Source organism: Streptomyces sp. NPDC044106 (genome assembly GCF_056433985.1).
This window is the reverse complement of the sequence record NZ_JBWKFZ010000013.1, coordinates 49,137-74,844: the sequence shown is the minus strand read 5'-3', so window position 1 is coordinate 74,844 and position 25,708 is coordinate 49,137. Positions and strand designations below refer to the sequence as shown.

The following is a 25,708-nucleotide window of genomic DNA, read 5'->3' as shown; positions in this document are numbered from 1 at the left end:
TCGGGGCCGCAGGGGTGCGTACACAAGCGGGAGGCGGTCGCCCCTCAAGGGCTGTCGCCTCCCGCTTCTGTGTCGGCTGTCCGCGGTGGTGCGTTACGCCGCCTTCTCCTGCTCCGCCTCCACCTGCGCGTTCCACTCCCGCTTGGAGGCCTGCCAGCCGTCCTCGTTGTGGCCCAGGCGCCAGTAGCCGGAGATGGAGAGGCGCTCGCGGGGGATCTCGCGCTCGACGCGCAGGTAGCGGCGCAGCTCCTTCACGAAGCCCGCCTCGCCGTGGACGAAGACGTGCGGGTCGCCCGCGGGGAACTCCAGGGCGCGCACGGTCTCGACCAGGAGCTCGCCGACCGGGCGGTCGCCGCGGTGCAGCCAGACGACCTTCGCGTCCGTGGCGATCTTCTGCTCCTCCTCGGGGCCCTCGACCTCGACGAAGATGTGCGCGACGGCCCCCGCGGGGAGCGCCTCGGCCGCGGCGGCGATGGCCGGCAGGGCGCTCTCGTCGCCGGCGAGGAGGTGCCAGTCGGCGTCCGGGTCGGGGGCGTACCCGCCGCCGGGGCCCTGGAAGCGCACCCTGGCGCCCGCTTCGACGGTCCGCGCCCACGGACCGGCCAGGCCCTCGTCGCCGTGGATCACGAAGTCGAGGGCCAGCTCGCGGGTCTCGGCGTCCCACCAGCGCACGGTGTACGTCCGCGTCACGGGCCACTGCTCGCGCGGGAACTCCTCGCGGATCCGCTGGATGTCGAAGGGCTCCGGGTAGGTGACGCCCTCGGCGTCGAAGAGCAGCTTCACGTAGTGATCGGTGCACGTGCCCGCGGTGAACTCGGCGAGGCCTTCCCCGCCGAGGACCACGCGCTGCATGTGCGGGGTCAGCCGTTCCGTGCGCACGACGCGTGCGACATGGGCCTTCGGTGCTTTGCGTGCCGGACGTTCTGCCATGGCGACGGCCTCCCCTGATCCACAAACTACTTAGGTTTACCTAAGCTAACACCTCACGCGTGGAGGATGGAGGCCAGTCGCTGCAGCGAGCCGCCGAGGCCCCACCGGGACGCCAGCTCGTCGAGAGCGGCGGGATCGCGCGGTGCGCGCGGCAGTGCGACGTCGACGTCGGGCAGGGGTACGTCGCCCGCCACCCGTACGACCTTCGGTGCGACCGCCACGTACGCGCGGGACTCGTCGAGCCTCCTGCGCTGGGACGGGGTGAGCTTCGACTTCGGGTCGTCGACGGCGGCCATGATCCCGGCGAGGTCGCCGAAGGCGTCCAGGAGCTTGGCGGCCGTCTTCTCGCCGATGCCGGGCACGCCGGGCAGGCCGTCGCTCGGGTCCCCGCGCAGCAGGGCCAGGTCCACATAGCCCGGCCCGTCCACGCCGTACTTCTCGCGCAACCACGCCTCGTCCGTCATCTGGAGGGAGCCGACGCCCTTGAGGGGGTAGAGGACGCGGATGCCGCGCGCGTCGTCCACCAGCTGGTAGAGGTCGCGGTCGCCGGTGACGATGTCGACCGGGCCCGTGGCGCGGGCCGCGAAGGTGCCGATCACGTCGTCGGCCTCGTACGCCTCGACGCCGACGCGGGCGATGCCGAGCGCGTCGAGGACGGCCGCGATGATCGGCACCTGCGGGGACAGCGTGTCCGGGATCTCCTCGGCGTCCGGGCCCTTCGGGGTCTCCTCGGCGACGCGGTGCGCCTTGTAGGAGGGGATGAGCTCGACGCGCCACTGGGGGCGCCAGTCCGCGTCCATGCAGGCGACCAGGTCGTCCGGGCGGTGGTCGAGGACGAGGCGGGTGATGAAGTCGAGCAGTCCGCGCACGGCGTTGACCGGGGTGCCGTCCGGGGCCTTCATGGACTCCGGGACTCCGAAGTAGGCCCTGAAGTAGAGGGAGGCCGTGTCGAGAAGCATGAGCCGTCGTGTTCGCTGAGTCACATCGCGCATCATGCCGCACGGCACTGACAGTGCGAACGCGCTGCGCACAGTGGTGCCGGTGGTGCGGGCGGGGCGGCGGGGACGTTGCGTATGGCGACGTCCCGTGTCGGGACGCGCAACGGGTGTGAGCTGGGTCACTTCTTGGTTTGGTCCGGACAAGTGAGGGCAGGGGCGCATCCGGAGCGCACCCGGTCGGGATTTCAACATTTCGAGTCGGCAAACGGGCAGACCCCGTACCGCTCCACGGCCCGCCGGCGGGGGAGGCGGGCCGTCTTGGTTCAACCCGAGAGGTGTATGTGTCCAGGCTGCAGGCCGAGCACTTGTACAAAGTGTTCGGCAGACGACCCGATGACGCGGTGGAGAAACTCCGCCACGGAGCCGATCGAGAGGAGCTGCGCGCCGACGGCACCACCGCTGCCGTGATCGACGCGTCCTTCGAGGTCGAGCCGGGCCAGATCTTCGTCGTCATGGGTCTCTCCGGATCCGGCAAGTCCACGTTGCTGCGCATGCTCAACGGACTGTCGGAGCCGACGGCCGGTCACGTGCGCTTCGACGGTCAGGACCTGACCGAGCTGAGCGCCAAGGAGATGCGGGCGGTGCGCTCCAGGAAGATCAGCATGGTCTTCCAGCACTTCGCGCTCTTCCCGCACCGCAGCGTCCTCGAGAACGCCGGGTACGGCCTGGAGGTGCAGGGCGTGCCGCGCGCCGAGCGCGAGAGGCGCGCCACCGAGGCGCTGGAGCTGGCGGGCCTGAAGGGCTGGGAGAAGTCCTGGCCCGACGAGCTGTCCGGCGGCATGCAGCAGCGGGTGGGCCTGGCCCGCGCGCTGGCCACCGACGCCGACCTGCTCCTCATGGACGAGTCGTTCAGCGCGCTCGACCCGCTGATCCGGCGCGACATGCAGGACCAGCTCCTGGTGCTCCAGAAGCGGCTGAAGAAGACCATCGTCTTCATCACCCACGACCTGAACGAGGCCATGCGCCTGGGCGACCAGATCGCCGTCATGCGCGACGGCCGCATCGTCCAGATCGGTTCCTCGCAGGACATCCTGGTCACCCCGGCCAACGACTACGTCGCCTCGTTCACGCAGGACGTCGACCGTTCCCGGGTGCTCACGGCGGGCGCGATCATGGCCGACCCCGACAAGGACTTCGTGCGGGCCGACGCCCCCGCGACGGTCACCGAGGACACCCCCATCATCGAGCTGTTCACCCCCTGCTCCACGAGCGAGGTGCCGGTCGCCGTGACCGACGGCGACGGCGCGCTCGTCGGCGTCGTGCGGCGGGCCAGTCTGCTCGCCGTGCTCGGCGAGCCGATGGAGACGGACGCGGCGGCGCAGCCGCAGGACACGGTCCCCGCCTCCATACCCGGGCAGGGCAAGGACGGCAAGAACGCGGGCAAGGTGAGCAGCGGTGCCTAGGATTCCCTTCGGCGACTGGGTCAATGACGCGGTCGAATGGTCCAGAACTCATATGGACTGGCTGTTCTCGTTCGTCAAGACGCTCTTCCAGAACATGTGGGACGGCGTCTACGACGTCCTCTCCGGGCCCGAGCCGCTGCTGATGGCGGGCATCCTCGCCGTCATCGCGTTCTGGCTGCGCGGCCTGCTCGGCGGTGTGCTCGCCTTCGTGGGCTTCGCGTTCATCGTGTCCCTGGAGCTGTGGGACAACGCGATGATGACGCTGTCCCTGGTCCTCGTCTCGACCTTCGTGGCGCTGGTGATCGCCGTGCCCGTGGGCATCTGGGCGGCGCGCTCCAAGACGGTCAGCGGCGTGGTCAGGCCCGTCCTCGACTTCATGCAGACGCTGCCCGCGATGATCTACCTCATCCCGGCGCTGCTGTTCTTCCGGATGGGCGCCCCCGCGGGCATCGTCGCCACGATCGTCTTCGCGCTCGCCCCCGGCGTGCGCATGACCGAGCTCGGCATCCGCCAGGTCGACAAGGAACTGGTCGAGGCCGCCGACGCGTTCGGCACCACGCCCCGCAACACCCTCTTCCGCGTCCAGCTGCCCCTCGCGCTGCCGACGATCATGGCCGGTGTCAACCAGGTCATCATGCTCGGCCTCTCCATGGCGGCGCTGACCGGCATGGTCGGTACGCCGGGTCTCGGCGCCGACGTCAACGCGGCCATCGGCCAGCTCGACGTGGGTCTGGGCGCGGAGGCGGGCGTCTCCATCGTCATCCTCGCCATCTACCTGGACCGCGTCACCAGCGGCCTGGGCAGCCAGGTATCGCCGCTCGGCCGCCGCGCGCTCGCCAAGCTGCGGGCCGCGCAGGGCCTGAACCTGTGGAACTACCGCCCCCGCCCGGTCGTCGCGATGGTCGGCGTCGTCGTCCTCGCGCTCGTCGCGGGCGGCATGGGCATCTTCGGCGGCACCAAGTCCGAGCCGGTGGCCGACAGTGAGAACGTCGGCAAGGGCAAGCAGATCAACATCGGCTACATCAACTGGGACGAGGGCATCGCATCCACCTTCCTCTGGAAGGAGATCCTGGAGCAGCGCGGCTTCAAGGTGAACGCCAGCCTGCTCGACGCGGGCCCGCTGTACACCTCGGTCGCCCAGGGCGACGTCGACTTCCAGACCGACGCCTGGCTGCCGACGACGCACGCCACGTACTGGAAGAAGTACGGCGACAAGCTGGAGGACCTCGGCGCCTGGTACGACCGGACGTCGCTGGAGCTGACCGTCCCCTCATACATGAAGGACGTCGACTCGCTCGCGGACCTCAAGGGCAAGGGCGGCGAGTTCGGCGGCAGGATCGTCGGCATCGAGCCGAGCGCCGGTGAGATGCAGCTGCTCAAGAGCAAGGTGCTGGGGGAGTACGGCCTCGACAAGGAGTACAAGGTCGTCGACGGCTCCACCACGGCGATGCTCTCCGAGCTGAAGGCCGCGTACGCCAAGAAGGAGCCGATCGTCGTTCCGCTCTGGTCGCCGCACTGGGCGTACAACGACTTCGACCTGAAGAAGCTCAAGGACCCGAAGGGCGCCTGGGGCAAGGGCGACGGCGTGCACACGCTGGCGCGCAAGGGCTTCTCGAAGGAGAACCCCGAGGTCGGCAAGTGGCTCAAGAACTTCTCGATGGACGAGAAGCAGCTCACCAGCCTTGAGGCGGAGGTCAACAAGGCGGGCAAGGGCAAGCAGCAGGACGCCGTGCGCGCCTGGCTGAAGAAGAACCCCGGCGTCGTCGACAAGCTGGCGCCGCTGCCGGAGAACTCGGGCAGTGACGAGAACAAGCGCCCGCTGAAGGCCGCGTACTTCGCCTGGGACGAGAACGTCGCCGTCACCAACCTGTGGAAGCGCGTCCTGGAGAAGCGCGGCTACAAGATGGAGCTGACGCCGGCCGACGTGGGCCCGGTCTACACCGGTCTGGCCCAGGGCGACATCGACCTCGACCTGGACGCGTGGCTGCCCACGGCCCAGAAGACGTACTGGGACAAGAACAAGGCGAACCTGAAGGACATCGGGTCCTGGTACAGCCCGACCTCCCTGGAGGTCGCCGTCCCGTCCTACGTGAAGGGCGTGAAGTCGCTCGCCGACCTCAAGGGCAAGGGCGACCGGTTCAACGGCAAGATCATCGGGATCGAGCCGGGCACGGGCGTCATGACGGCGCTCAAGGAGAAGGTGCTGCCCCAGTACGGCCTCGACAAGGAGTACGAGATCGCCGCGGGCTCGACCCCGGCGATGCTCTCCGAGCTGAAGGCCGCGTACGCCAAGAAGGAGCCGGTCGCGGTGCTGCTCTGGTCGCCGCACTGGGCGTACAACGAGTACGAGCTCACCAAGCTGAAGGACCCCAAGGGCGGCTTCGGCAAGGGTGACACGATCCGCACGATCTCCAGCAAGGACTTCCCCGAGCAGTACCCGCAGCTCACGAAGTGGCTCAAGAACTTCCACATGAGCGAGCAGCAGCTGGCCGGCCTGGAGAACGAGATCAACAAGGCGGGCAAGAACAACGAGCCCAAGGCCGTCGACGCCTGGTTGAAGAAGAACCCGGGCTTCGAGGAGAAGATGACGGCCGCGAAGTAGGCCGGAACTCCTCACCGTCCCCCCGAGGGGTGGGCCTCGCCACAGGCGAAGTCCACCCCTCGGGGCGTTCCGGTGGGCCGTCCCGGCTCCCGGCCGAGGGGCCCGCCCCCGGGAAAAGAGGCGCGCGGCGTGCTTCCTTGGAAGGGTGAGGGCGGGAGACGGACGCAAGTCTGGGCAACGGGGCAAAACCGTTTGGCGAACATGCGTAGGGTGCAGAGAACCCCTCGGAACCCCTCGGGACCCCTCGGGGCGAGAGCGGGCCGATGCGCTGAAGGGAGTCGAGGCGATGGACGAGCGCAAGGAGACCCTCAGGGTGGGCTCGGCCGTGCGGCGGCGCCGCAGGCAGCTGGAGCTCACCCTCGCCGTCGTCGCCCGGCGCAGCGGTCTCTCCGTGCCGTTCCTCAGCCAGATCGAGAACGAACGCGCCCGGCCCAGCACGCGCTCCCTGCAGCGGGTCGCCGACGCCCTGTGCACCACCGATGTGGAACTCCTCGCCGCCGCCGACCCGGCCCGCACCGTCGAGGTGGTGCGCGCCGACGACGACACGGACCTGGACGGCTCGACTCCGGAGGCGCGCGTACGCGAGCTGGCGCGCGGCCACCACCAGCTGCACGCCCTGGAGTTCATCGGGGACCACGACGAGGGACGCGAGTTCCAGCACCGCAACGACGAGTTGATGTACGTCGTCGAGGGTGCCGTGGAGATGGAGGCCGAGGGCCGGGCCTACCGCCTCGGGCGCGGCGACACCCTGTTCCTCACGGGCGGTGTGCGCCACCGCTGGCGGGCCACGGTGCCGGACACCCGGGTGCTGGTGGTCGCGGTGGGGGACCACATCGAAGCGGTGGACGACAGGGGGCGCTGAGGTGGCGCGCGCACGCGGCCCGCTGCGGGTCGTCTCGCTGGTGCCCTCGCTGACCGAGGCGGTCGCCGCCACCGTGCCGGGCGCGCTGGTCGGCGCGACCGACTGGTGCAGCCATCCGGCGGACCTCGACGTGACCCGGGTGGGCGGTACGAAGAACCCGGCCGTGTCCCGCATCGTCGCCCTCGCCCCCGACCTGGTCGTCGCCAACGAGGAGGAGAACCGCGCGCCCGACGTGGCGGCGCTGCGCGCGGCCGGCATCGAGGTCCTGGTGACCGAGGTGCGGACGCTGCCGCAGGCCTTCCGCGAACTGACGCGGGTCCTCGCGGCCTGCGGTGCGGAGCGCCCCGACTGGCTGGCGCGGGCCGAGGCGGCGTGGCGGGAGCTGCCCCGGCCCGGTGTCCGGCTGCGGGCGGCGGTCCCGATCTGGCGCAGGCCGTGGATGGTGCTCGGCCACGACACGTTCGCGGGCGACCTCCTCGCCCGCCTGGGCGTCGACAACGCGTACGCGGGCCATCGCGAGCGGTACCCGCGGGTGCCGCTCGACGCACTGCGCGCGGCCGGCCACGACCTGGTGGTGCTGCCCGACGAGCCGTACCGCTTCACGGCCGACGACGGCCCCGAGGCGTTCCCGGCGGGCACCCCGGTCGCGCTGGTCAGCGGCCGCCACCTGACCTGGTACGGGCCGTCGTTGGCGCAGGCGCCCGCGGTGCTCGGCGCGGCGTTGCGGGCGGCGCGTCCCGGGGCGTAGCCCAGGCTCTCAGCGCAGGGCGATCAGTCCGGCGCCCGTCGGCCGGAAGCCGCAGGCGTCGAAGTAGAAGGGGCGCAGCTGCGCCTCGAAGTCGACGTGGAGCCACTCGCACCGCGCCGCGCGGGCGCCGCGGACCGCGCAGGCCACGAGCTCGGCGCCGACGCCGCTTCCGCGCACGTCCTCGGCGACCATCGTGTCCAGGACGAAGGCGTGGGCCCCGCCGTCCCAGGCGACGTTGACGAACCCGACCAGCCTGCCCTCCTCGCGGGCCACGACCCAGCCGAGGCTGTGCCGGTGCACCTGGGCGCGCCAGCCGGTGGGCGAAGGGGCGTGCTCGAACGCCTCCGCGTGCAGCGCCTCGACCGCCGCGTCGGCGAACTCCCCGCGCCACTCGTATGTGATCGTCACGGCTGCATGGTAGGCCGGGCCGGCGCGCGGCTCAGCGGGTTTTGTGCGGGCGCCGCAAGCAGCCGCCCGCTGACCGCGCCGCGCAGCGTGTACGCAAGGGCCACGGCCCAGGCGGTCAGGAGGAAGGCGAACAGGCCCGTCGCGAGCCAGTCGAAGACCGCGAGCCCGGTGTGCTTGCCCAGACCCTCGGCGCCCGTGACGCAGGTGCCGACGGGGAAGGTGAACGCCCACCAGGTCATCGCGAAGCCCATGCCGCGGCGCCGGGCGCGTACCACCATGGCGCCGGCGAGCGCCAGCCACATCAGGGCGAAGCCCGTCACGGGGACGCCGAAGAGCACCGCGAAGGCGAGGAAGCCCCGGTCGAGCGGGGCGGGGACGACGCCGGGCGCGAAGTCGGCGAACTTGTTGGTGGCCGTCGTCGACTGGCCGAGCGGTCCGAGGACCAGGAAGAGCGTGGGGGTGAGCGCCAGGGGCAGCGGGCCCGCGGTCACCAGGCGGGCGAAGATCACCGGCAGCATCACCAGGGTGGTGAGCAGGCTCATGCCGAACATCGCGAAGCAGCCGTAGAGCATCGTCTGCTGCGCCTGGCCCGCGGGCAGGTGGGGGATGAGCAGCGGGCCGACGGCTGCCGCCACCATGGGGGCCACCACGGGCAGCAGCCACACGGGCGAGGCCTGGTCGGCGGTGATGCGGTGGCGGACGACCATCAGGCAGGGGATGGCGACGGCGGCGGCGAGCCCGATGGCGGCGCCGAGCGTGTACAGCACGGTGTCGAGCGCGACGGCGGGCCCCGTGCCGATCCAGTCCTTGCCGACGATCAGGGCGCCGCCGCCGACCGCGAGCAGCGCCATCGACAGACAGCCGTAGAACGGCGCCATGGCCGGGTCGAGCAGGTGGGCACGGGCCTGGTCGCGGTGGTGGATCCAGTGCGCGGCGCGGGCGGCGAGCAGGACGACGAGCAGGACGAGGGAGAGCGCCCAGACGGCGGCGCAGGCCGCTTGCGATCCGGCGAACCGGTACGGCAGGGTCGCGCCCGCGTTGGCGACGATGGCGGTGCCCATGACGGCGGCGTACCAGTTCGGTCCGAGGTGACGGACCGCGGGAAGGCGGAGGCCGGGAGCAGCCGGGGAGGTGCCCGCGGAGGCGGCGGGCCGAGCGGTGGTGACCATAGGTACACGGTCGTACGGGGAGGGGGCCCGCCGCCAGGGAGCACACTTCTATGGGGGCATAAGCTGACTTTATGAGTACGTCCCCTGTGTCCCCTTCGTCCCCCGAGCCTCCCGCGCGCCCCTCGCCCCACGAGCCCTCCGCCGCCCCGGGCGCCCCCGGCGCGTCGCTCGCCCACCGGGTGCCGGACCTCGGCGCGCTCCAGCTGCTCCTCGCCGTGGCCCGGCTCGGCAGTCTCGGGCGGGCCGCGCGGGAGCTCGGCATCTCCCAGCCCGCGGCGAGCAGCCGGGTGCGCGCCATGGAGCGGCAGCTCGGTGTCGCGCTCGTCGACCGGTCGCCCCGCGGCTCCCGCCTCACCGACGCGGGCGCCCTGGTCACCGACTGGGCGGGCCGGATCGTGGAGGCGGCGGAGGCGTTCGACGCGGGGGCGCAGGCGCTGCGCGGCCGGCGCGACTCGCGGCTGCGGGTCGCGGCCAGCATGACCATCGCCGAGTATCTGCTGCCGGGCTGGCTGATCGCCCTGCGGACCCAGCGCCCCGACACGGCGGTGTCGCTGCTCGCGGGCAACTCCGCGGCCGTCGCGGCCCGGCTCCTCGCGGGCGAGGCGGACCTCGGCTTCGTCGAGGGGCTCACCGTGCCGGGCGGGCTCGACGAGGTGGTCGTCGCGCGCGACCGGCTCGTCGTCGTGGCGGCCCCCAGTCACCCGTGGGCGCGGCGCGGAAAGCCTTTGGCCGGTGCCGAGTTGGCGGCGACGCCGCTGATCCTGCGCGAGGAGGGCTCGGGCACCCGGCAGGTCCTCGAAGCGGCGCTCGGCGGTGTCGCCCGCCCTCTCATCGAGCTGTCGTCCACGACGGCAGTCAAGGCCTCGGCGGTCAGTGGCGCGGGCCCCTCGGTCCTGAGCGAACTCGCGGTGGGCGAGGAGCTGGCGGCGCGCCGCCTGGTGGAGATCCCCCTCGCGGACGTACGGCTGCGCAGGGAGCTGCGGGCCGTCTGGCCGACGGGGCACCGGCCGGCCGGGCCGGGCCGGGACCTGCTTGCGCTGACGCGACGGACGTGAGGGGATCAAGCGGTGGCCGGGCGAAAATGCCTGGCGTCTCCCCGGACCGCCGCCCACCATGAGTGGATGAACGTGACCGCGCCCCCGGCAACCGGCGTCCGCACCCCCTGGCAGCAGCTCCCCGCGCACGTACGCGCGGAGCTGGAGGACGCCCTCGGCGCGGCCGTCGTCGACGCGGTGACGCAGCACGGCGGCTTCTCGCCCGGCGTCGCGGCGCGGGTGCGGCTCGCCGACGGGCGGCGGGCTTTCGTCAAGGCCGTCAGCGCCGAGGCCAACCCCGGCAGCCCCCGCATGCACCGCGCCGAGGCCCGCAACACCGCGGCCCTGCCGGACTCCGTGCCCGCGCCCCGGCTCCTCGCCTCCTGCGACGACGGGACCTGGGTCGCCCTCGCCTTCGAGGACGTCGACGGGCGGCAGCCTGAAGTGCCGTGGCGTTCCGGGGAGTTCGGGCGCGTACTGGACGCGGTGGACGCCCTCGCGCGGGTCCCGGTGCCCGCGTCGATGGACGTTCCTTCGGTCGTCGAAGCGATGTCGGGCAACTTCCGGGGGTGGGAGCGCCTCGTCGAGCAGGGCGCCGGGGACGACGTCAGACTCGACCCGTGGGTCCGCCGCAACCTGTCCGCCCTCGCCGAACTCGCCGCGCCCTGGGGAGACTTCGCGGTGGGCGACATCCTCGCCCACGGTGACCTGCGCGCCGACAACATGCTGCTGACGGCGGACGAGGGCCGGGTCGTCCTCGTCGACTGGCCGCACGCCCTGCGCGCCGCGCCCTGGTTCGATTTGCTGCTCATGCTGCCGTGCGTGCGGGCGCAGGGCGGCCCCGACCCGGAGGACGTGTTCACCGCGCAGCGGGTGGGCCGGGCGGCGGATCCGCGGGGCGTGACCGCGGCGCTGGCGGGACTCGCCGGGTACTTCGTGGGGCAGTCCCTCCAGCCGGCGCCGCCCGGCCTGCCGACCCTGCGCGCCTTCCAGGGCGCCCAGGGCGCGGCGGCCGTGGAGTGGCTCAGGAGGCGGCTCGCGACGCGGCGCGGACCAGCGCTGCCATGACCCGGGCGTCCTCGCCCATCTCCGGATGCCACTGCACGCCGAGCGCCCAGGGGTGGCCGGGCAGTTCGACGGCCTCGACGGTGCCGTCCTCCGCGTACGCCGACGCCACCAGGTTATCGCCGAGGCGCTCCACCGCCTGGTGGTGGTAGGTCGGCACGTCGGTGGACGCGTCCGGCACGACCGACTCGTAGAGCGTGCCGGGGACCGGCTTCACCGTATGCGTGCCGAACACGCCCACCCGCTCCCTGTGCCCCTCCATGTGCTGGACCAGCGTCCCGCCGAGCGCCACGTTGAGCAGCTGCATGCCTCGGCAGATGCCGAGCAGCGGTGTCCCGGACTCCAGCGCCGCCTCGATCAGGGCGAGTTCCCAGGCGTCCCGCTCCCGCGCGGGCGGCCCGGTGCGCTCCTCGGGCTCCGCGCCGTACCGTGCGGGCTCGACGTCCGGGCCGCCCGCGACGACCACGCCGTCGAGCCGGGCGACGACCGAGCGCGCGAACCCCGGATCGTCCGGCGGCAGCATCGTGGCGAGACCGCCCGCCGCCTGTACGAGCCGGGGGTAGCCGGCCGGCAGGAGCGCCGCGGGCAGTCGCCACACGCCCCAGGCCACCGTGGACTCCAGATAGGTGCTGACGCCGATCAGCGGCCTGTCGTTCACTGCCACCGCGTTCTCCCTCACCGTTCTCCTCCCGAACGCACCGCTGTCCTCCCGAGGCTCTTTGCCACCCGGCGATCAGTCGCGTGCCAACTCTGCCTCGGCGGCCGCCAGCGCCGCGAACTCCTCCTCCGGCGCGCGCGCCACCAGATGCTTGCGGCTGTACATCCCGAAGTACGCGATGGCGACCACGTACACGGCGAGCGCGATGAGCGCGGCCGTCACATCGACCAGGAACGTCGCGACGAGCGCCGCGCAGGCGAGGACCAGCGCCACGGACGAGGTCAGGACGCCGCCGGGCGTGCGGTAGGGCCGTTCCAGGCCGGGCTCGCGGCGGCGCAGCACGATGTGCGAGAGCGACATCAGGGCGTACGAGATGGTCGCGCCGAACACCGCGACGTTCAGCATGCGGGCGCCGTCACCGGTCGCCGCCGCCAGGCCGAAGCCGATCGCGCCCGGGACGAGCAGGCCCAGGTAGGGGGCCTTGCGGCTGCTGGTGAGGGAGAGGAAGCGGGGGAGGTAGCCGGCCCGGGAGAGCGCGAAGAGCTGGCGCGATCCGGCGTAGATGAGGGAGAAGAAGGAGGCCACCAGGCCCGCGAGGCCCGCGTAGTTGATGACGCGGCTCAGGGCGGTCGCGTCGCCGTCCGGCTGCAGCGCCTCGACCAGCGGGTTGCCCGCGTCCTGCAGCGCGTGCGCGCCGCGGGCGCCGGTCGACGCGAAGAAGGTGAGGAGTGCGAGGGCGACGAGGACGGCCATCGACCAGCGGATCGCGCGCGGCAGCGTGCGGGCCGGTTCCTTCGTCTCCTCGGCGGCCAGTGGCACGCCCTCGACCCCGAGGAAGAACCACATGCCGAAGGGGAACGCCGCCCAGATGCCCAGCAGGCCCATCGGCAGCCAGGAGTTGGCGCCGAAGGCACCGGTGTCCACCGGGATGTCGTCCAGCCTCGACGCGTCGAAGTCCAGGAACGCGCCGACCGCGAAGATCAGCAGCGCCACCACCGCGATGCCCGTCACGACGAAGCTGAAGCGCAGCGCCTCGCCGACGCCCCAGAGGTGGATGCCGATGAAGACGACGAAGCAGGCCAGGTAGACCGGCCAGCCCGAGGTGAGGCCGAAGAGGCCGAGCGACTCGACGTAGTCGCCGATGAAGATGGAGATGGCGGCCGGCGCGAGGATGTACTCGATGAGGATCGCCGTACCGGTCAGGAAGCCGCCCCAGGGCCCGAGCGCCCGGCGCGCGAAGCCGTAGCCGCCGCCCGCCGTGGGCAGTACGGACGAGAGCTCGGCCAGCGAGAAGACCATGCACGCGTACATCACGCCCATGAGCGCCATGGCGATCGCGAGGCCGCCGAAGCCGCCCTCCGCGAGGCCGAAGTTCCAGCCGGAGAAGTCGCCGGACACGACATAGGCGACGCCGAGCCCGGTGAGCAGCAGCCAGCCCGCGCTGCCCCTGCGGAGCGTTCTGCGCTCCAGGTAGTCGTCCGCCGGTTGGGCGGGGATGGGCTTGGTGGACTCCACGGTCATGGCACGGCTCCTATGTGGCGGCACATGGATCTGCTCGGCTGCTGCAGGACACTCAATGGAACGGATCCATACCTTTGCCGTGCCGGGCGGGAGAAATCAAGCCCCGTGCGTTACGCCGCGGTCAATTGCGTCTCACGTCAGGAAGCCGCGCAGCAGCGCCGCCGTGCCCGCGCAGTGCTCGCGCATCATCTCCCTCGCGCCGTCCGCGTCCCCGTCGAGCACCGCCTCGACCAGCGCGGTGTGCTGGCGCTGTGAGTGCTCCAAATTCCTCACCAGGAGCGGGATGCAGTCCAGGAGGTCGTTGACGGTCGCGCGGACGGCCGCGTACTGCGCGGTGAGCGTCGGCGACCCGCACAGCTCGGCGAGGGTCAGGTGCAGCAGCGTGTCCAGCCTGCGGTACTCCGAAAGGGGCGCGTCATGGGTCCGGTCGAGCGCCGTGCGCAGGCGCTGCGCCTGCTCGCCGGTCAGGCCGTGCGCCGCGCAGAGACCGGCCGCGCCCACCTCGAGCACCTCGCGGAAGCGCAGCGCGTCCTCCACGTCGACGTCCTTGATGCGGCGCCGCAGCTCGTCCTCGCCGGGCGCCTCGGGGCGCGGCCGCACGAACGTGCCGCCGTACCGCCCGCGCCGCGACTCGACGAGGCCCTGGTCCTGCAGCACCTTCAGGACCTCCCGCAGCGTGACCCGGCTGATGCCCAGGCGGTCGGCGAGCTCCCGCTCCGACGGCAGGCGTTCGCCGCCCGGCACCAGGCCGAGGCGGACCACCTGGAGGATCTGCTCAAGGGCCTCCTCGAAGCCGTTGCCCGCTCGCACCGTGCGCAGGACCGGTGTCAGCCGGTCGTCGTCCGGCCCGGGCGGGGCACCCCCCTCGGTGCCCTCTTCCGTGTGCGACATGCCCGTACCCCCTTCCCAAGCAAAGGTTCTCCGCAATACCTTATGGCTCCCGGCTGACCCAAGGAGGCCTTTCCCGTGGCAGACCGCACACCCCCGCTCTCCGTCGAGGAGCTGAAGGCCCTCGTCGCGAGCGGTGAGATCGACACTGTCGTCCTGGCCTTCCCCGACATGCAAGGGCGGCTCCAGGGCAAGCGGTTCGCCGCCCGCTTCTTCCTCGACGAGGTCCTCGAACACGGCACGGAGGGCTGCAACTACCTCCTCGCCGTCGACCCGGAGATGAACACCGTCGACGGATACGCGATGTCCTCCTGGGACCGCGGCTACGGCGACTTCGCCATGCGCGCCGACCTCTCCACGCTGCGCCGGGTCCCCTGGAACGAGGGCACCGCGATGCTGATCGCGGACCTCGTTTGGAACGACTCCTCACCCGTCGTCGCGGCTCCCCGCCAGATCCTGCGCCGCCAGCTGGAGCGCCTGGCCGAACTCGGCCTCACCGCGCACGTCGGCACGGAGCTGGAGTTCATCGTCTTCAAGGACACCTACGAACAGGCCTGGGACGCCGGGTACAAGGACCTCACGCCGGCCAACCAGTACAACATCGACTACTCGGTCCTCGGCACCGGCCGCATAGAGCCGCTGCTGCGCCGCATCCGCAACGACATGGCCGCCGCCGGACTCGTCGTCGAGTCCGCCAAGGGCGAGTGCAACCCGGGCCAGCACGAGATCGTGTTCCGCTACGACGAGGCCCTCGTCACCTGCGACCAGCACGCCATCTACAAGACCGGCGCCAAGGAGATCGCGGCCCAGGAGGGCGTCTCGCTCACCTTCATGGCCAAGTTCAACGAGCGCGAGGGCAACTCCTGCCACATCCACCTCTCGCTCCAGGACGCCGACGGCACCAACGTCATGGCGGGCTCCCCGGACGACCCGGGCGGCATGTCACCCCTCATGCGGCACTTCCTCGCCGGCCAGCTCGCGGCGCTGCGCGACTTCTCCCTCCTCTACGCGCCCCACATCAACTCCTACAAACGGTTCCGGCCAGGATCCTTCGCGCCGACCGCCGCCGCCTGGGGCTACGACAACCGCACCTGCGCGCTCCGCGTCGTCGGCCACGGCCGCTCGCTCCGCTTCGAGAACCGCCTCCCCGGCGGCGACGTCAACCCGCACCTCGCGGTCGCTGGACTGGTCGCCGCGGGCCTGCACGGCATCGAGCAGGAGCTCGAACTGCCCGCGGAGTGCACCGGAAACGCCTACAGCGGCGACTACGCCCACGTCCCCACCACCCTGCGCGAGGCCGCGGAACTCTGGGAGAACAGCCCGATCGCCAAGGCCGCCTTCGGCGACGAGGTGGTCGCGCACTACCGCAACATGGCGCGGGTCGAGCTGGACGCCTTCGACTCCGCGGTGACCGACTGGGAGCTGCGCCGCTCCTTCGAACGGATGTGAGGAACCACGTGCTCGAGGTAGTGAACCCCGCCACGGAGGAGGTCATCGCGACCGTCCCCGCGGCCACCGCGGCCGATGTGGACCGGGCGGCCGGGCGAGCCGTCGCCGCCCAGCAGGCCTGGGGCACCACGGCCCCCGCCGACCGGGCCCGCCTGCTCCGCCGCTTCGCCGACACCGTCGACTCCCACCTCGACGAGCTGGCCCTGCTCGAAGTCCGCGAGGCCGGCCACCTGGTGGGCAACGCCCGCTGGGAGGCGGGCAACGTACGCGATCTGCTCCTGTACGCGGCCGGGGGCGCCGAACGCCTCAACGGCGCGCAGATCCCGGTGCCCGGCGGCTGGAACGTCACCTTCCACGAGCCGCTCGGCGTGGTGGGCGTCATCGCCCCCTGGAACTTCCCGATGCCCATCGCCGCCTGGGGCTTCGCGCCCGCACTCGCCGCGGGCAACGCCGTGCTGCTCAAACCGGCCGAGACGACGCCGCTCACCGCGCTCCGCCTCGCCGAACTCGCCCTGGAGGCGGGCCTGCCCGAGGGCCTCTTCCAGGTCCTTCCCGGGCACGGCCACACCGCGGGCCGCGCCCTCGTCGACCACCCGGACGTCCACAAGATCGTCTTCACCGGCTCCACCCGGACCGGCCGCGAGGTCATGGAGCGCTGCGCCGCGCGCACCAAGCGCCTCACCCTCGAACTCGGCGGCAAGAGCCCCAACATCGTGTTCGCCGACGCCGACGTGGAGGCCGCGGCCCTGGCCACCCCCATGTCGTACCTCGACAACTCCGGCCAGGACTGCTGCGCCCGCACCCGCGTCCTCGTGCAGCGCTCGGTCCACGACCGCTTCCTGGAGTACGTGACGCCCGCGATCGAGTCGGTCGTCGTCGGCGACCCGTCCGACGAGAAGACCGGGATGGGCCCGCTGATCTCCCGGGCGCAGCTGGAGCGCGTCCGCGCCTACGTGCCGTCCGGCCCCGCGATCCGCGGATCCGTTCCCGAGGGCCCCGGCTTCTGGTTCCCGCCGACCCTGCTCACCGATGTCGACCCGGACGCGCCCGTCGCCGTCGAGGAGGTCTTCGGGCCGGTCGCCGTCGTCATCCCCTTCGACGACGAGGCCGACGCGATCCGGCTCGCCAACGCCACCGACTACGGCCTGTCCGGCTCCATCTGGACCCGCGACGTCGGTCGGGCCCTGCGCGTCTCCGGAGCCGTCCGGGCGGGCAACCTGTCCGTCAACTCGCACTCCAGCGTGCGCTATTGGACCCCGTTCGGGGGTTACAAGCAGTCCGGGCTCGGCCGTGAGCTCGGCCCGGACGCGCTCGCCGCATTCACGGAAACCAAGAACGTCTTCATCAGCACGGAGGCCTGACCCATGCCGGACACGACCGAGAACATCTGCCGCCGCCTCGTCGGCCGCACCGCCGTCATCACCGGCGCGGGCAGCGGCATCGGCCTCGCCACCGCGCGCCGCCTCGCCTCCGAGGGCGCGCACGTCGTCTGCGGCGACATCGACGAGCAGGCGGGCAAGGCCGCGGCCGACGACGTCGGCGGGACCTTCGTCAAGGTCGACGTCACCGACGCCGAGCAGGTCGAGGCGCTCTTCAGGACCGCGTACGACACCTACGGCTCGGTCGACATCGCCTTCAACAACGCCGGCATCTCCCCGCCCGACGACGACTCCATCCTGGACACCGGCCTCGAAGCCTGGAAGCGCGTCCAGGAGGTCAACCTCACCTCCGTGTACCTGTGCTGCAAGGCCGCCATCCCCTACATGCGGCGGCAGGGCAAGGGCTCCATCATCAACACCGCCTCGTTCGTGGCGAGGATGGGCGCGGCGACGTCGCAGATCTCGTACACCGCGTCCAAGGGCGGCGTCCTCGCCATGTCCCGCGAGCTCGGCGTGCAGTTCGCCCGCGAGGGCATCCGCGTCAACGCGCTCTGCCCGGGCCCGGTCAACACCCCGCTCCTCCAGGAGCTGTTCGCCAAGGACCCCGAGCGGGCCGCGCGCCGCCTCGTGCACATCCCCGTGGGCCGCTTCGCCGAGGCCGACGAGATGGCCGCCGCGGTGGCGTTCCTGGCCAGCGACGACTCCTCGTTCGTGAACGCCACGGACTTCCTCGTCGACGGCGGCCTCACCGGCGCGTACGTCACGCCCCTGTAGTTCACTCGCCGGCCACCACCCCGTCAGCCGGGCGTCGCACGACGCCCGGCTGACCTGCGTAGACACGGGAGTGTGTACATGAACCTCAAGCGCCGCTGCGCCGCCGCAGCCGCCGTGCTCACCGTCGCGGGGACCGGCCTCCTCGGCGTCCAGGCCACCGCCGAAGCGACGCAGGCCCCCCGCCCGAAGGCCGCGAAGTGCCCCGCGCTGACCGTCTCCGAAGGCTGGTACGGCGCGAACAAGGCTAGACTCCAGCACATGGTGGACCGGTACGGCCGCTGCGGCGGGAGCCGCGGCGCCAAGCCCGTCGCCACCTTCGACTGGGACAACACCGTCATCAAGAACGACATCGGTGACGCCACCATGTACTGGCTGCTGCGCCACGGCAGGATACGCACGCCCGCCAAGGGCGACTGGCACACCACCAGCCGCTACCTGACCGGCCCGGCGGCCAAGGCCCTCACCAAGGCCTGCCCGGCCACCGCCACCACCCTGCCCACGCACCGCGACACCGCCTGCGCCGACGAGATCCTCTCCGTCTACGGCGAAGGCACCACCACCGGCGGCGCCCCCGCCTTCACCGGCTTCGACCACCGCCGCATGGAACCCCAGTACGCCTGGCTCGCCCAGCTCACCCGCGGCTGGACCACCCGGCAGGTCAAGCACTTCGCCGCCGCGGCCCGCGAGGAGAACCTCGCCGCGCCCGTCGGTGCCGAGCAGCGCGTCGGCACCAAGAAGGTCACCGGCTGGGTCCGCTACTACGACCAGCAGCGCGATCTGATCCGCACCCTCAAGAAGGCCGGCTTCGAGGTCCACGTCGTCTCCGCGTCGCCCGAGCCCGTCGCCGAGGTGTGGGCGAAGGCCGTCGGCGTCGACGCCCGGCACACCCTCGGCATCCGCAACGTCACGGCGCACGGCAGGCAGACCGCGCACCTCAAGGGCTGCGGCACCGTCCGCGACGGCGACGACTCGATGATCACGTACATCGACGGCAAGCGCTGCTGGATCAACCAGGAGATCTACGGGGTGCGGGGCGCCGCCGCCGAGAAGGTCCAACCGGCCGCGAGGCGCCCGGTGTTCGCGGCCGGGGACTCCGACACCGACGTCTCCTTCCTGCGCGACGCCACCGGCCTGCGGCTCGTCCTGAACCGCAACAAGAACGAACTGATGTGCCGCGCCTACGAGAACGGCGACGGCCGCTGGCTGGTGAACCCCATGTTCATCCAGCCCAAGGGCCAGAAGGCCGACCCCTACCCGTGCGCCACCACCGGCTACACCCGGCCCGACGGCAGCGCGGGCCCGGTGCGCCGTACGGACGGCTCGGTGATCCCCGATCAGCGGGACACGGTGTACGGGGCGTCGGCACCATCGTCAGCCTCGTAGGACTGATGTACGGTCCACTGACATGCGTAACCGACACATTCTGGCGCTGACCCTGGCCACGGCCGCCGCCCTGGCGGCCGTACCGGCAGCTCTCCCCGCGGCCGCCGCCACGCCCGCGAACCCCCGTACCACCGCCGCGCATTGCCCGCAGCTCTCGAAGAAGCTGACCTGGTACGGCGACAACCGCGCCCGGCTGCAGCGCGTGATCGACGAGCGCGGCCGCTGCTCCCGCCCGCACCTCGGACACGGCGGGAAGCGCCCGGTCGCCGCCTTCGACTGGGACAACACCGTCACCAAGAACGACGTCACCGACGCGACCATCGCCTGGTCCCTGCGGCACGACAAGATCCTGCGCCCCAAGAGCTGGAAGTCCACCAGCAAGTGGATGACCGACGACGCCCACCGCGCGCTCACCAAGGCCTGCGGCACGAAGGTCCCGGTCGGCAGGCCGCTGCCCACCTCCACCAACACGGCCTGCGCGGACGAGATCTTCGAGGTGCGCGAGGACGGGAAGACGATGAGCGGCGCCGCCGCCTTCGCCGGGACGTGGGACCACCGCCACACCGTCCCGCAGTACGCCTGGGTGCCCCAGCTCTTCGCCGGTCACACCGTCCCCGAACTGGAGTCGTACGCCGCGAAGGCCCGCAAGGAGGCACTCGCCGCCCCTGTCGGCGCCACCCAGACCGTCGGCACCCACGAGATCCCCGGCTACGTCCGCTACTACGACCAGCAGCGCGATCTGATCCGCACCCTCAAGAAGGCCGGCTTCGACGTCTACATCGTCTCGGCGGGCTCGGAGCCGGTCACCGAGGTCTGGTCGAAGAGCGTCGGCATCGACCGCGAACACACCGTCGCCATCCGCTCGGTCCTCGACCGCAAGGGCCGCATCACCACCTTCAACCAGGGCTGCGGCAACGTCCCCGTCAACAAGGGCGAGGCCATCCCGTACATCGACGGCAAGCGCTGCTGGATCAACCAGGAGATCTTCCGTCTCAAGGGCAAGAAGGCCTGGGCCAAGCAGGACCGCGCCCACCGCATCGCGCTCGGCGGCGGCGACGCCGACACCGACGTGACCTTCGTCGGCGACGCGACCGGCGCGCACCTCGTGCTGAACCGCAACAAGGACGAGGTCATGTGCCGCGCGTACGACAACGCGGACGGCCGCTGGGTCGTGAACCCCATGTTCATCGAGCCGCTGAAGCAGAAGCCGGGCCGCTACCCCTGCTCGACGGGCGCGTACAACAAGCACGGCGGGGGCAAGGGACCCGTCCTGCGCGGCGACGGCTCCGTCGTCCCCGACCAGGTGGACTCGGTGTACTGATCTTCGCGGCACGATTCCCGGACACCGCTTAGAGTGCCGGGATGAGCATGTCGCCCCCTCCCGGCTGGTACTCGGACCCCTCGGCGCCGGCCGTCGAACGCTGGTGGGACGGAACCGCCTGGACCGAGCACCGGCGGGCCCCCGAGCACCCCCAAGTGCCCGGGACGCAGCAGGGCTTCGGCCCGTCGCCGGACGCCACGGCCGTGCCGGCGCCCGCCGTCCCGGGCGGCGGGCGGGGGAAGACCGTCGCCCTGGCCGCCGCCGGGGTCGTCCTCGTCGGCGCGATCGGCACGGGCGCCGTCGTCCTGACCAAGGACGACGGCGACCCGAAGGGCGGCGGCCCTGCGCCCACCGCGCCCGTCACGAACAGCCCGGCGCCGACCGCCACGAAGTCCGCGTCCCCGAGCCCCGACCCCGACCCGGACACCCTCGTCGACGACCTCAACGGCATCACGCTCCCCGTCCCCGACGGATGGGAGAAGGACGACGACTCCTTCGGCGGCGGCGCGACCATCCAGACCCCGGACATCATCGACTGCCCCGGCGACTCCGGACTCTGCCGCGAGGGCACCGTCACGTCGAGCACCGTGACGAACACCGACGAGAGCGACCCCAAGGCGCTCGCCCTCGGCGACATCGAGGACGCGGCGGACGACGCCTTCGACCACGACAAACTGGACAACAAGCCCTACGGCGGCCTCACCGGCCACGAGAAGGTCAAGGAAGGCCAGGTGGCCGTCGCCGGGCGCACCGGCTACCTCGTGCGCTGGCGCGTCCACACCGCCAAGGGCCCCGGCGGCTACGTCCAGTCGCTCGCGTTCAAGTCGAGCGTCGGGTCGGAGTCCCCGGTCATCGTCCGCTTCGCCATCGGCGCCGGCGACGACGCGCCGCGCGTCTCCGTCCTGGACGAGATCACCGACGGCATCCGCTCGGTCGACGACAGCGCGACGGGCGGCGGCGTGGGCGAGGACGTCGGCGCGACGCCCTGAGCCGCCGTGACGCCCTGACCGGCCGCGGGGTCAGAGGAAGGTGTGGCCCTCGCCCCGGTACGTCGGGACGCTCGCCGTCACCCTGTCACCCTCGACCAGGTGCAGCGTCTCGAACCGCTCGCACAGCTCACCGGCCTTGGCGTGCCGGAACCACACCTTGTCGCCGATCAGCAGATCGTCGGCCGGGGGCCCGTGCAGCGGCGTCTGCACTTCGCCCGCGCCCTCCTGCGGGTCGTACCGCAGCCCCTCGGGCAGATACGGCACCGGTGAGCGGTCGGGGCCCGCGACCCCCGACGCCGGATAGCCCCCGCCCAGCACCGTCACGGTGCCCGCGTCCGGCCGCCGCACCACGGGCTGCGCGAACAGCGCGGCCGGACGCCCGCTGAACGACGTGTAGTTGTCGAACAGCCGCGGCACGAACAACCCGGAACCCGCGGCGATCTCGGTGACCGCGCGCTCGGCCGCGGTGTGCTGCACGCTGCCGGTCCCGCCGCCGTTCACGAACTCCAGGTCGGGCGCGGCCTCCCGCACCGCGGCGATGGTCCGCCCCCGGCGCGCGACCAGCTCCTTGCGGGCCGCCGTCTGCATCAGCCGGATCGCCCGGGAGCGCGCCGGGTGCCCCTCGACCGCGTCGCCCACCCCCGCGACATGTCCCTCGTACGCCATGACACCGACGAGCCGGAACCCCGGCCGCCGGACGATGGCGCGGGCCAGGGCGGCGACCTGCACGGGGGAGTGCAGCGGCGAACGGAGCGCGCCGACGCGGACGCGTCCGCCGAGCACCCGGTAGGAGGTGTCCAACTCCAGGCAGACCCGCACCTCTTCGGTCCCGCCGTCCCTGGCCTCGTCGATCAGCCGCAGCTGGGCCGGGTCGTCGACCATCACGGTCACCGCAGCGGCGAGCTTCGGATCGGCGGTCAGCCGCGCGAACCCGGCCCGGTCCGCCGAGGGGTAGGCGAGCAGCACGTCGTCGAAGCCGGACCCGGCGAGCCACATCGACTCGGCGAGCGTGAACGACATGACCCCGGCGAAGCCGTCGCGGGCCAGGACCCGTTCGAGCAGGGCACGACAGCGCACGGACTTGCTCGCGACCCGGATCGGCTTGCCGCCGGCCCGGCGCACGAGATCGTCCGCGTTCGCGTCGAAGGCGGCCAGATCGACGATCGCGAGGGGGGCGTCGAGATGCGCGGTGGCCCGGTCGTAACGGGCCCGGTCTGCTGCACGGGCTGTCATGGCCGAAGCCTGCCAGACACGATTACCGGAGGGTAGGGGGATGATCCGGGCAGATCGCCCGGGGTGCGGACTGGGTTCCCTCGCGTCCGACGTCAGCCCGTAGAGTGACGCGGACGGAGCCTGACGAAGCGGCGTCCACAGAGCCTCGCCGGCCTCGCGCTCCGGCCGGCCGAGCGCGAGGAGAGCGGGGGAGCATGAGCACGGAGGCGCCTCGCAGCCCCATCCCGCCGCGCCCCGCCACGCCTCCCCGCCCCCCGGCCCCGCCGGCCCCCGCCGACCCGTCCTTGACGGACCCGGCCGCCGACCCGCCGCCCGCACCGTCCGCCCGCTTCCCCGACGTCCGCCCGCCGGTCGACCAGGACTGGATACTCGACAGCCCGCGGCCCGCCTCCGCGGCGAGCGACGACGAGCTGAGCCGCTCGGCCCGTATAGAGGACCTGCTGGCCCCCTTCGAACAGGCCCGCGCGGAACGCGAGACGTCGACCGGACACGAGGCGTCCGCGGACCGTGCGGCGCCCGGGCCCACCGCCCCGCCCCCGCCCCCCGCTTCGGCCCGCCTGCCGGACACCCCGCCGATACCGGCCGGGCCACCCGCGTCCGGAGCCCCTGACCCGCAGCCGTCGAGCACCTCCGGCTTCCCCGGCCCGCCGAGCGCTTTGGGCCCGGTGCCCCCCGCCGCACCGGCAGCCACGCCCCCGCGCCCCGCCACGCCGCCGCCCGCTCCGGCGACGTCCCGCCCGGCCGACGCGCCTTCGCCCCCTCCTGAGGCAACCGCGGTGCGGCCCGCACCGCGTGGCGCCCGCCCCGTCGCCACCACGACCGCGTCCCGCCGCACGGCCGGAGCCGTAGATCCGACGCCGGTGCCCGGCGCGGGACGGCCCTTGGTGTCGTTCGCGCGGCCCGCCATGGATGACGACAGCACCACGCGGTTGCGGCCCGTCGGCGGCTGGGCCCGCCCCCGCGCGGTCGCCGCCGCGGTCTGCGCCGTGCTCGGGCTCGGGCTCATCGGGGGTGCGGTGACCGGGAGTTGGCTGACGGGGGAGTCCGCGGCCGGGGGCGCCACGCGCAGCGCGTACACCGTCACCGGCGGGCTCTGGCACAGCGTGCCCGTCGACCGGCTCTTCCCGCCCGCGCTCAAGGGCGAGGGCGCGGGCCCCGGCGGCGCGGACCGCTCGTGGACGCGGATCGCCGTCGCGCCCGACAGCGGCTGCAAGGACGCCTTCGACCCGCTGCTGCGCAAGGCCCTCGCCCCGGCAGGCTGCCTGCGGCTGCTGCGCGCCACGTACACCGACGCCACCCGCAGCCATGTCACCACCGTGGGGCTGCTGTTCACCAAGGCGGACGCCGACGGCATGCGGACGCTGCGCGACCGTTTCACCGAGGAGGGGCTCGACCGACGGCCCGACCTCATGCCCCGCCCGTACGCGGCCAAAGGCACCCCCGCCGAAGGCTTCGGCGACACCCAGCGCGCCTCCTGGACGATGTCCGTGCTCCCGGACGCCCCCGTCGTCGCCTACGCCGTCTCCGGATTCGCCGACGGCCGCGTCGTCACGGACCCCGAGCCCGCCACCGAGGCCATGGGCACCAACACCACGTCGTCGCCCGCCCAGGCGGGCCTCGGCCACGAGGCGAAAGGCATCGCCGACCGCGTCGAGCGCGGCCTGCGCAAGACCATCGCGGCCGCGGAGAAGAAGTCATGAGCATCCGCCGGACACTCGTCGCCGCCACGACGGCCCTGCTCGCGCTCGCCCCGGCCGCCACCGCCCACGCCGACGACGGCATCCGCGCCCAGCAGTGGGCCCTCGACGCCATGCACACCAGCGAGGCCTGGCGGACCACCAAGGGCGCGGGCATCACCGTCGCCGTCCTGGACACCGGCATAGATGACGAGCACCCGGACCTCGCGGGCAGTGTCCTCAAGGGCGAGGACATGGTCGGCTTCGGCGCCCGCCGCGGCGACCGGGCCTGGGCCCGGCACGGCACCGCCATGGCCGGCATCATCGCGGGCCACGGACACGGCCAGGGCCGCGCCGACGGCGTACTCGGCATCGCGCCCGAAGCGAAGATCCTGCCGGTCCGCGTGATCCTCGAGGACGGCGACCCCGCCCGCAAGAAGGCCCGCGACACCCGCGGCAACGCCCTCGCCGACGGCATCCGCTGGGCCGCCGACCACGGCGCGGACGTCATCAACCTCTCCCTCGGCGACGATTCGAAATCCGCCCACCCCGAACCGGCCGAGGACGCCGCCGTGCAGTACGCCCTGAAGAAGGGCGTCGCCGTCGTCGCCTCCGCGGGCAACGGCGGCGAACGCGGCGACCACATCTCCTACCCCGCCGCCTACCCCGGCGTCATCGCCGCGACGGCCGTCGACGAGAACGGCGCTCGCGCCTCGTTCTCCACCCGCCGCTGGTACGCCACCGTCGCGGCGCCCGGCGACGACATCGTCATCGCCGACCCCGACCACAAGTACTACGAGGGCTGGGGCACCAGCGCCGCCTCCGCCTTCGTCTCGGGCGCCGTCGCCCTGATCCGCGCCGCCCACCCCGCGCTCGCCCCCGCCCAGATCAAGCAGCTCCTCGAGGACACCGCCCGCGACACCCCCTCCGGCGGCCGCGACGACTCCCGGGGCTTCGGCCTGATCGACCCCGCGGCGGCGCTGACCCGCGGCGCCAGGATCGAGCCCGGACCCGCCGAGCCGCGCACGGCGGCCCACGGCGCGCGCTACTTCGGTCCTGGCCCGGACGCGGAGACGGGCGACGACGGGCCCGCGGGCTGGGTGGGACCGGTCGCCGGGGGCCTCGGCGTCGCGCTGCTCGCGGCGGCGGTCCAGCTGTGGCGGACCCGGTCGGGAGCGCCCCGCCGGGGTGCCGGACCCGCTCTGTAGGGTCGACACG

At 72.6% G+C, this 25,708-nt stretch carries 22 protein-coding genes; 14 read left to right on the top strand and 8 right to left on the bottom strand.

Translation table 11 applies throughout. The features are described from left to right. Nucleotides 1–93: 93 nt before the first annotated feature. Together AC07DI_RS24185 and AC07DI_RS24180 are read right to left on the bottom strand one after the other, a co-directional pair. On the bottom strand, nt 94–930 hold the full coding sequence (locus tag AC07DI_RS24185; RefSeq protein ID WP_478906071.1) for a siderophore-interacting protein: 837 nt from the start codon (nt 928–930) through the stop codon (nt 94–96). A gap of 53 nt (nt 931–983) precedes the next feature. Further along, entirely contained in the window at nt 984–1,889 is a 906-nt protein-coding gene (locus AC07DI_RS24180) for a 5'-3' exonuclease (RefSeq protein WP_478906070.1), read from the bottom strand. Between the two features lie 320 nt (nt 1,890–2,209). Between AC07DI_RS24180 and AC07DI_RS24175 the strand changes: the two genes are divergently transcribed. From AC07DI_RS24175 to AC07DI_RS24160, 4 genes are all read left to right on the top strand, one after another. Continuing rightward, nucleotides 2,210–3,331: a quaternary amine ABC transporter ATP-binding protein gene (locus tag AC07DI_RS24175; protein WP_384258189.1), complete on the top strand. Its 1,122-nt coding sequence runs from the start codon at nt 2,210–2,212 to the stop codon at nt 3,329–3,331. After that, the gene (locus AC07DI_RS24170) at nt 3,324–5,933 is read left to right on the top strand and encodes an ABC transporter permease/substrate binding protein (protein ID WP_478906069.1); all 2,610 of its coding nucleotides are present in this window, start codon (nt 3,324–3,326) and stop codon (nt 5,931–5,933) included. Before AC07DI_RS24175 ends, AC07DI_RS24170 begins: the two co-directional genes overlap by 8 nt. A gap of 286 nt (nt 5,934–6,219) precedes the next feature. Further along, on the top strand, nt 6,220–6,795 hold the full coding sequence (locus AC07DI_RS24165; RefSeq protein ID WP_384258184.1) for a helix-turn-helix domain-containing protein: 576 nt from the start codon (nt 6,220–6,222) through the stop codon (nt 6,793–6,795). Nucleotides 6,796–6,817: 22 nt separating this feature from the next. Further along, nucleotides 6,818–7,543, top strand: coding sequence for a helical backbone metal receptor (locus tag AC07DI_RS24160; RefSeq protein ID WP_384258268.1), 726 nt, complete (start codon nt 6,818–6,820; stop codon nt 7,541–7,543). Nucleotides 7,544–7,552: 9 nt separating this feature from the next. Here the strand turns inward: AC07DI_RS24160 and AC07DI_RS24155 are convergent, their stop codons facing one another. Together AC07DI_RS24155 and AC07DI_RS24150 are read right to left on the bottom strand one after the other, a co-directional pair. After that, on the bottom strand, nt 7,553–7,951 hold the full coding sequence (locus AC07DI_RS24155) for a GNAT family N-acetyltransferase (RefSeq protein ID WP_478906068.1): 399 nt from the start codon (nt 7,949–7,951) through the stop codon (nt 7,553–7,555). After that, nucleotides 7,948–9,120: a TDT family transporter gene (locus tag AC07DI_RS24150; RefSeq protein WP_478906067.1), complete on the bottom strand. Its 1,173-nt coding sequence runs from the start codon at nt 9,118–9,120 to the stop codon at nt 7,948–7,950. Before AC07DI_RS24150 ends, AC07DI_RS24155 begins: the two co-directional genes overlap by 4 nt. A 71-nt stretch (nt 9,121–9,191) precedes the next feature. On the opposite strand from AC07DI_RS24150, the gene AC07DI_RS24145 reads away from it, so the two are divergent. Both AC07DI_RS24145 and AC07DI_RS24140 read left to right on the top strand, forming a co-directional pair. Next, on the top strand, nt 9,192–10,175 hold the full coding sequence (locus tag AC07DI_RS24145; RefSeq protein ID WP_478906066.1) for a LysR family transcriptional regulator: 984 nt from the start codon (nt 9,192–9,194) through the stop codon (nt 10,173–10,175). Nucleotides 10,176–10,241: 66 nt separating this feature from the next. Then, nucleotides 10,242–11,222, top strand: a complete 981-nt coding sequence (locus AC07DI_RS24140) for a phosphotransferase family protein (RefSeq protein ID WP_478906065.1) — start codon at nt 10,242–10,244, stop codon at nt 11,220–11,222. On the opposite strand, the gene AC07DI_RS24135 is transcribed toward AC07DI_RS24140, so the two are convergent. The 3 genes from AC07DI_RS24135 to AC07DI_RS24125 all read right to left on the bottom strand — a co-directional run bounded on the left by AC07DI_RS24135 (nt 11,179) and on the right by AC07DI_RS24125 (nt 14,289). After that, nucleotides 11,179–11,877, bottom strand: a complete 699-nt coding sequence (locus AC07DI_RS24135; protein ID WP_478906199.1) for a gamma-glutamyl-gamma-aminobutyrate hydrolase family protein — start codon at nt 11,875–11,877, stop codon at nt 11,179–11,181. The genes AC07DI_RS24140 and AC07DI_RS24135 overlap by 44 nt on opposite strands. A gap of 75 nt (nt 11,878–11,952) precedes the next feature. Then, nucleotides 11,953–13,398, bottom strand: coding sequence for an ethanolamine permease (eat, locus tag AC07DI_RS24130; RefSeq protein WP_478906064.1), 1,446 nt, complete (start codon nt 13,396–13,398; stop codon nt 11,953–11,955). A 132-nt stretch (nt 13,399–13,530) separates the two neighbouring features. Further along, the gene (locus tag AC07DI_RS24125; RefSeq protein WP_384258173.1) at nt 13,531–14,289 is read right to left on the bottom strand and encodes a FadR/GntR family transcriptional regulator; all 759 of its coding nucleotides are present in this window, start codon (nt 14,287–14,289) and stop codon (nt 13,531–13,533) included. A gap of 75 nt (nt 14,290–14,364) precedes the next feature. Here AC07DI_RS24125 and AC07DI_RS24120 point away from each other — a divergent pair, with 75 nt between their 5' ends. From AC07DI_RS24120 to AC07DI_RS24095, 6 genes are all read left to right on the top strand, one after another. Further along, a complete protein-coding gene (locus AC07DI_RS24120; protein WP_478906063.1) occupies nt 14,365–15,735 on the top strand; it encodes a glutamine synthetase family protein in 1,371 nt (456 codons plus the stop codon). An 8-nt stretch (nt 15,736–15,743) separates the two neighbouring features. Next, nucleotides 15,744–17,096, top strand: coding sequence for an aldehyde dehydrogenase family protein (locus AC07DI_RS24115; RefSeq protein WP_478906062.1), 1,353 nt, complete (start codon nt 15,744–15,746; stop codon nt 17,094–17,096). 3 nt (nt 17,097–17,099) lie between these two features. After that, a complete protein-coding gene (locus AC07DI_RS24110) occupies nt 17,100–17,888 on the top strand; it encodes a 3-oxoacyl-ACP reductase (RefSeq protein ID WP_384258166.1) in 789 nt (262 codons plus the stop codon). A gap of 78 nt (nt 17,889–17,966) precedes the next feature. After that, nucleotides 17,967–19,271 (top strand): haloacid dehalogenase-like hydrolase, encoded by a 1,305-nt coding sequence (locus tag AC07DI_RS24105; protein WP_384258163.1) that lies wholly within the window; start codon nt 17,967–17,969, stop codon nt 19,269–19,271. A 22-nt stretch (nt 19,272–19,293) separates the two neighbouring features. Continuing rightward, nucleotides 19,294–20,592: an HAD family hydrolase gene (locus AC07DI_RS24100; RefSeq protein WP_478906061.1), complete on the top strand. Its 1,299-nt coding sequence runs from the start codon at nt 19,294–19,296 to the stop codon at nt 20,590–20,592. A gap of 41 nt (nt 20,593–20,633) precedes the next feature. After that, nucleotides 20,634–21,581 carry a DUF2510 domain-containing protein gene (locus AC07DI_RS24095; protein WP_478906060.1) on the top strand — a complete coding sequence of 316 codons (948 nt, stop codon included), beginning with the start codon at nt 20,634–20,636 and terminating at the stop codon, nt 21,579–21,581. 30 nt (nt 21,582–21,611) lie between these two features. Here AC07DI_RS24095 and AC07DI_RS24090 read toward each other — a convergent pair whose 3' ends face one another. Then, nucleotides 21,612–22,814 carry an amino acid deaminase/aldolase gene (locus AC07DI_RS24090; RefSeq protein WP_478906059.1) on the bottom strand — a complete coding sequence of 401 codons (1,203 nt, stop codon included), beginning with the start codon at nt 22,812–22,814 and terminating at the stop codon, nt 21,612–21,614. Between the two features lie 194 nt (nt 22,815–23,008). Between AC07DI_RS24090 and AC07DI_RS24085 the strand changes: the two genes are divergently transcribed. Continuing rightward, on the top strand, nt 23,009–24,514 hold the full coding sequence (locus AC07DI_RS24085) for a hypothetical protein (protein ID WP_478906058.1): 1,506 nt from the start codon (nt 23,009–23,011) through the stop codon (nt 24,512–24,514). Continuing rightward, nucleotides 24,511–25,698 (top strand): type VII secretion-associated serine protease mycosin, encoded by a 1,188-nt coding sequence (gene mycP / locus AC07DI_RS24080; protein WP_478906057.1) that lies wholly within the window; start codon nt 24,511–24,513, stop codon nt 25,696–25,698. Before AC07DI_RS24085 ends, mycP begins: the two co-directional genes overlap by 4 nt. The last annotated feature ends 10 nt before the right edge of the window (nt 25,699–25,708 follow it).

Bases quoted from the DNA above. Each gene is read 5' to 3' on its own strand.
- AC07DI_RS24185 (WP_478906071.1), bottom strand. From the start codon at position 930: ATGGCAGAACGTCCGGCACGCAAAGCACCGAAGGCCCATGTCGCACGC.
- AC07DI_RS24110 (WP_384258166.1), top strand. From the start codon at position 17,100: ATGCCGGACACGACCGAGAACATCTGCCGCCGCCTCGTCGGCCGCACC.
- AC07DI_RS24105 (WP_384258163.1), top strand. From the start codon at position 17,967: ATGAACCTCAAGCGCCGCTGCGCCGCCGCAGCCGCCGTGCTCACCGTC.
- AC07DI_RS24090 (WP_478906059.1), bottom strand. From the start codon at position 22,814: ATGACAGCCCGTGCAGCAGACCGGGCCCGTTACGACCGGGCCACCGCG.
- mycP (WP_478906057.1), top strand. From the start codon at position 24,511: ATGAGCATCCGCCGGACACTCGTCGCCGCCACGACGGCCCTGCTCGCG.
- AC07DI_RS24140 (WP_478906065.1), top strand. From the start codon at position 10,242: ATGAACGTGACCGCGCCCCCGGCAACCGGCGTCCGCACCCCCTGGCAG.
- AC07DI_RS24125 (WP_384258173.1), bottom strand. From the start codon at position 14,289: ATGTCGCACACGGAAGAGGGCACCGAGGGGGGTGCCCCGCCCGGGCCG.
- AC07DI_RS24180 (WP_478906070.1), bottom strand. From the start codon at position 1,889: ATGCTTCTCGACACGGCCTCCCTCTACTTCAGGGCCTACTTCGGAGTC.
- AC07DI_RS24100 (WP_478906061.1), top strand. From the start codon at position 19,294: ATGCGTAACCGACACATTCTGGCGCTGACCCTGGCCACGGCCGCCGCC.
- AC07DI_RS24145 (WP_478906066.1), top strand. From the start codon at position 9,192: ATGAGTACGTCCCCTGTGTCCCCTTCGTCCCCCGAGCCTCCCGCGCGC.
- eat (WP_478906064.1), bottom strand. From the start codon at position 13,398: ATGACCGTGGAGTCCACCAAGCCCATCCCCGCCCAACCGGCGGACGAC.
- AC07DI_RS24095 (WP_478906060.1), top strand. From the start codon at position 20,634: ATGAGCATGTCGCCCCCTCCCGGCTGGTACTCGGACCCCTCGGCGCCG.
- AC07DI_RS24150 (WP_478906067.1), bottom strand. From the start codon at position 9,120: ATGGTCACCACCGCTCGGCCCGCCGCCTCCGCGGGCACCTCCCCGGCT.
- AC07DI_RS24085 (WP_478906058.1), top strand. From the start codon at position 23,009: ATGAGCACGGAGGCGCCTCGCAGCCCCATCCCGCCGCGCCCCGCCACG.
- AC07DI_RS24165 (WP_384258184.1), top strand. From the start codon at position 6,220: ATGGACGAGCGCAAGGAGACCCTCAGGGTGGGCTCGGCCGTGCGGCGG.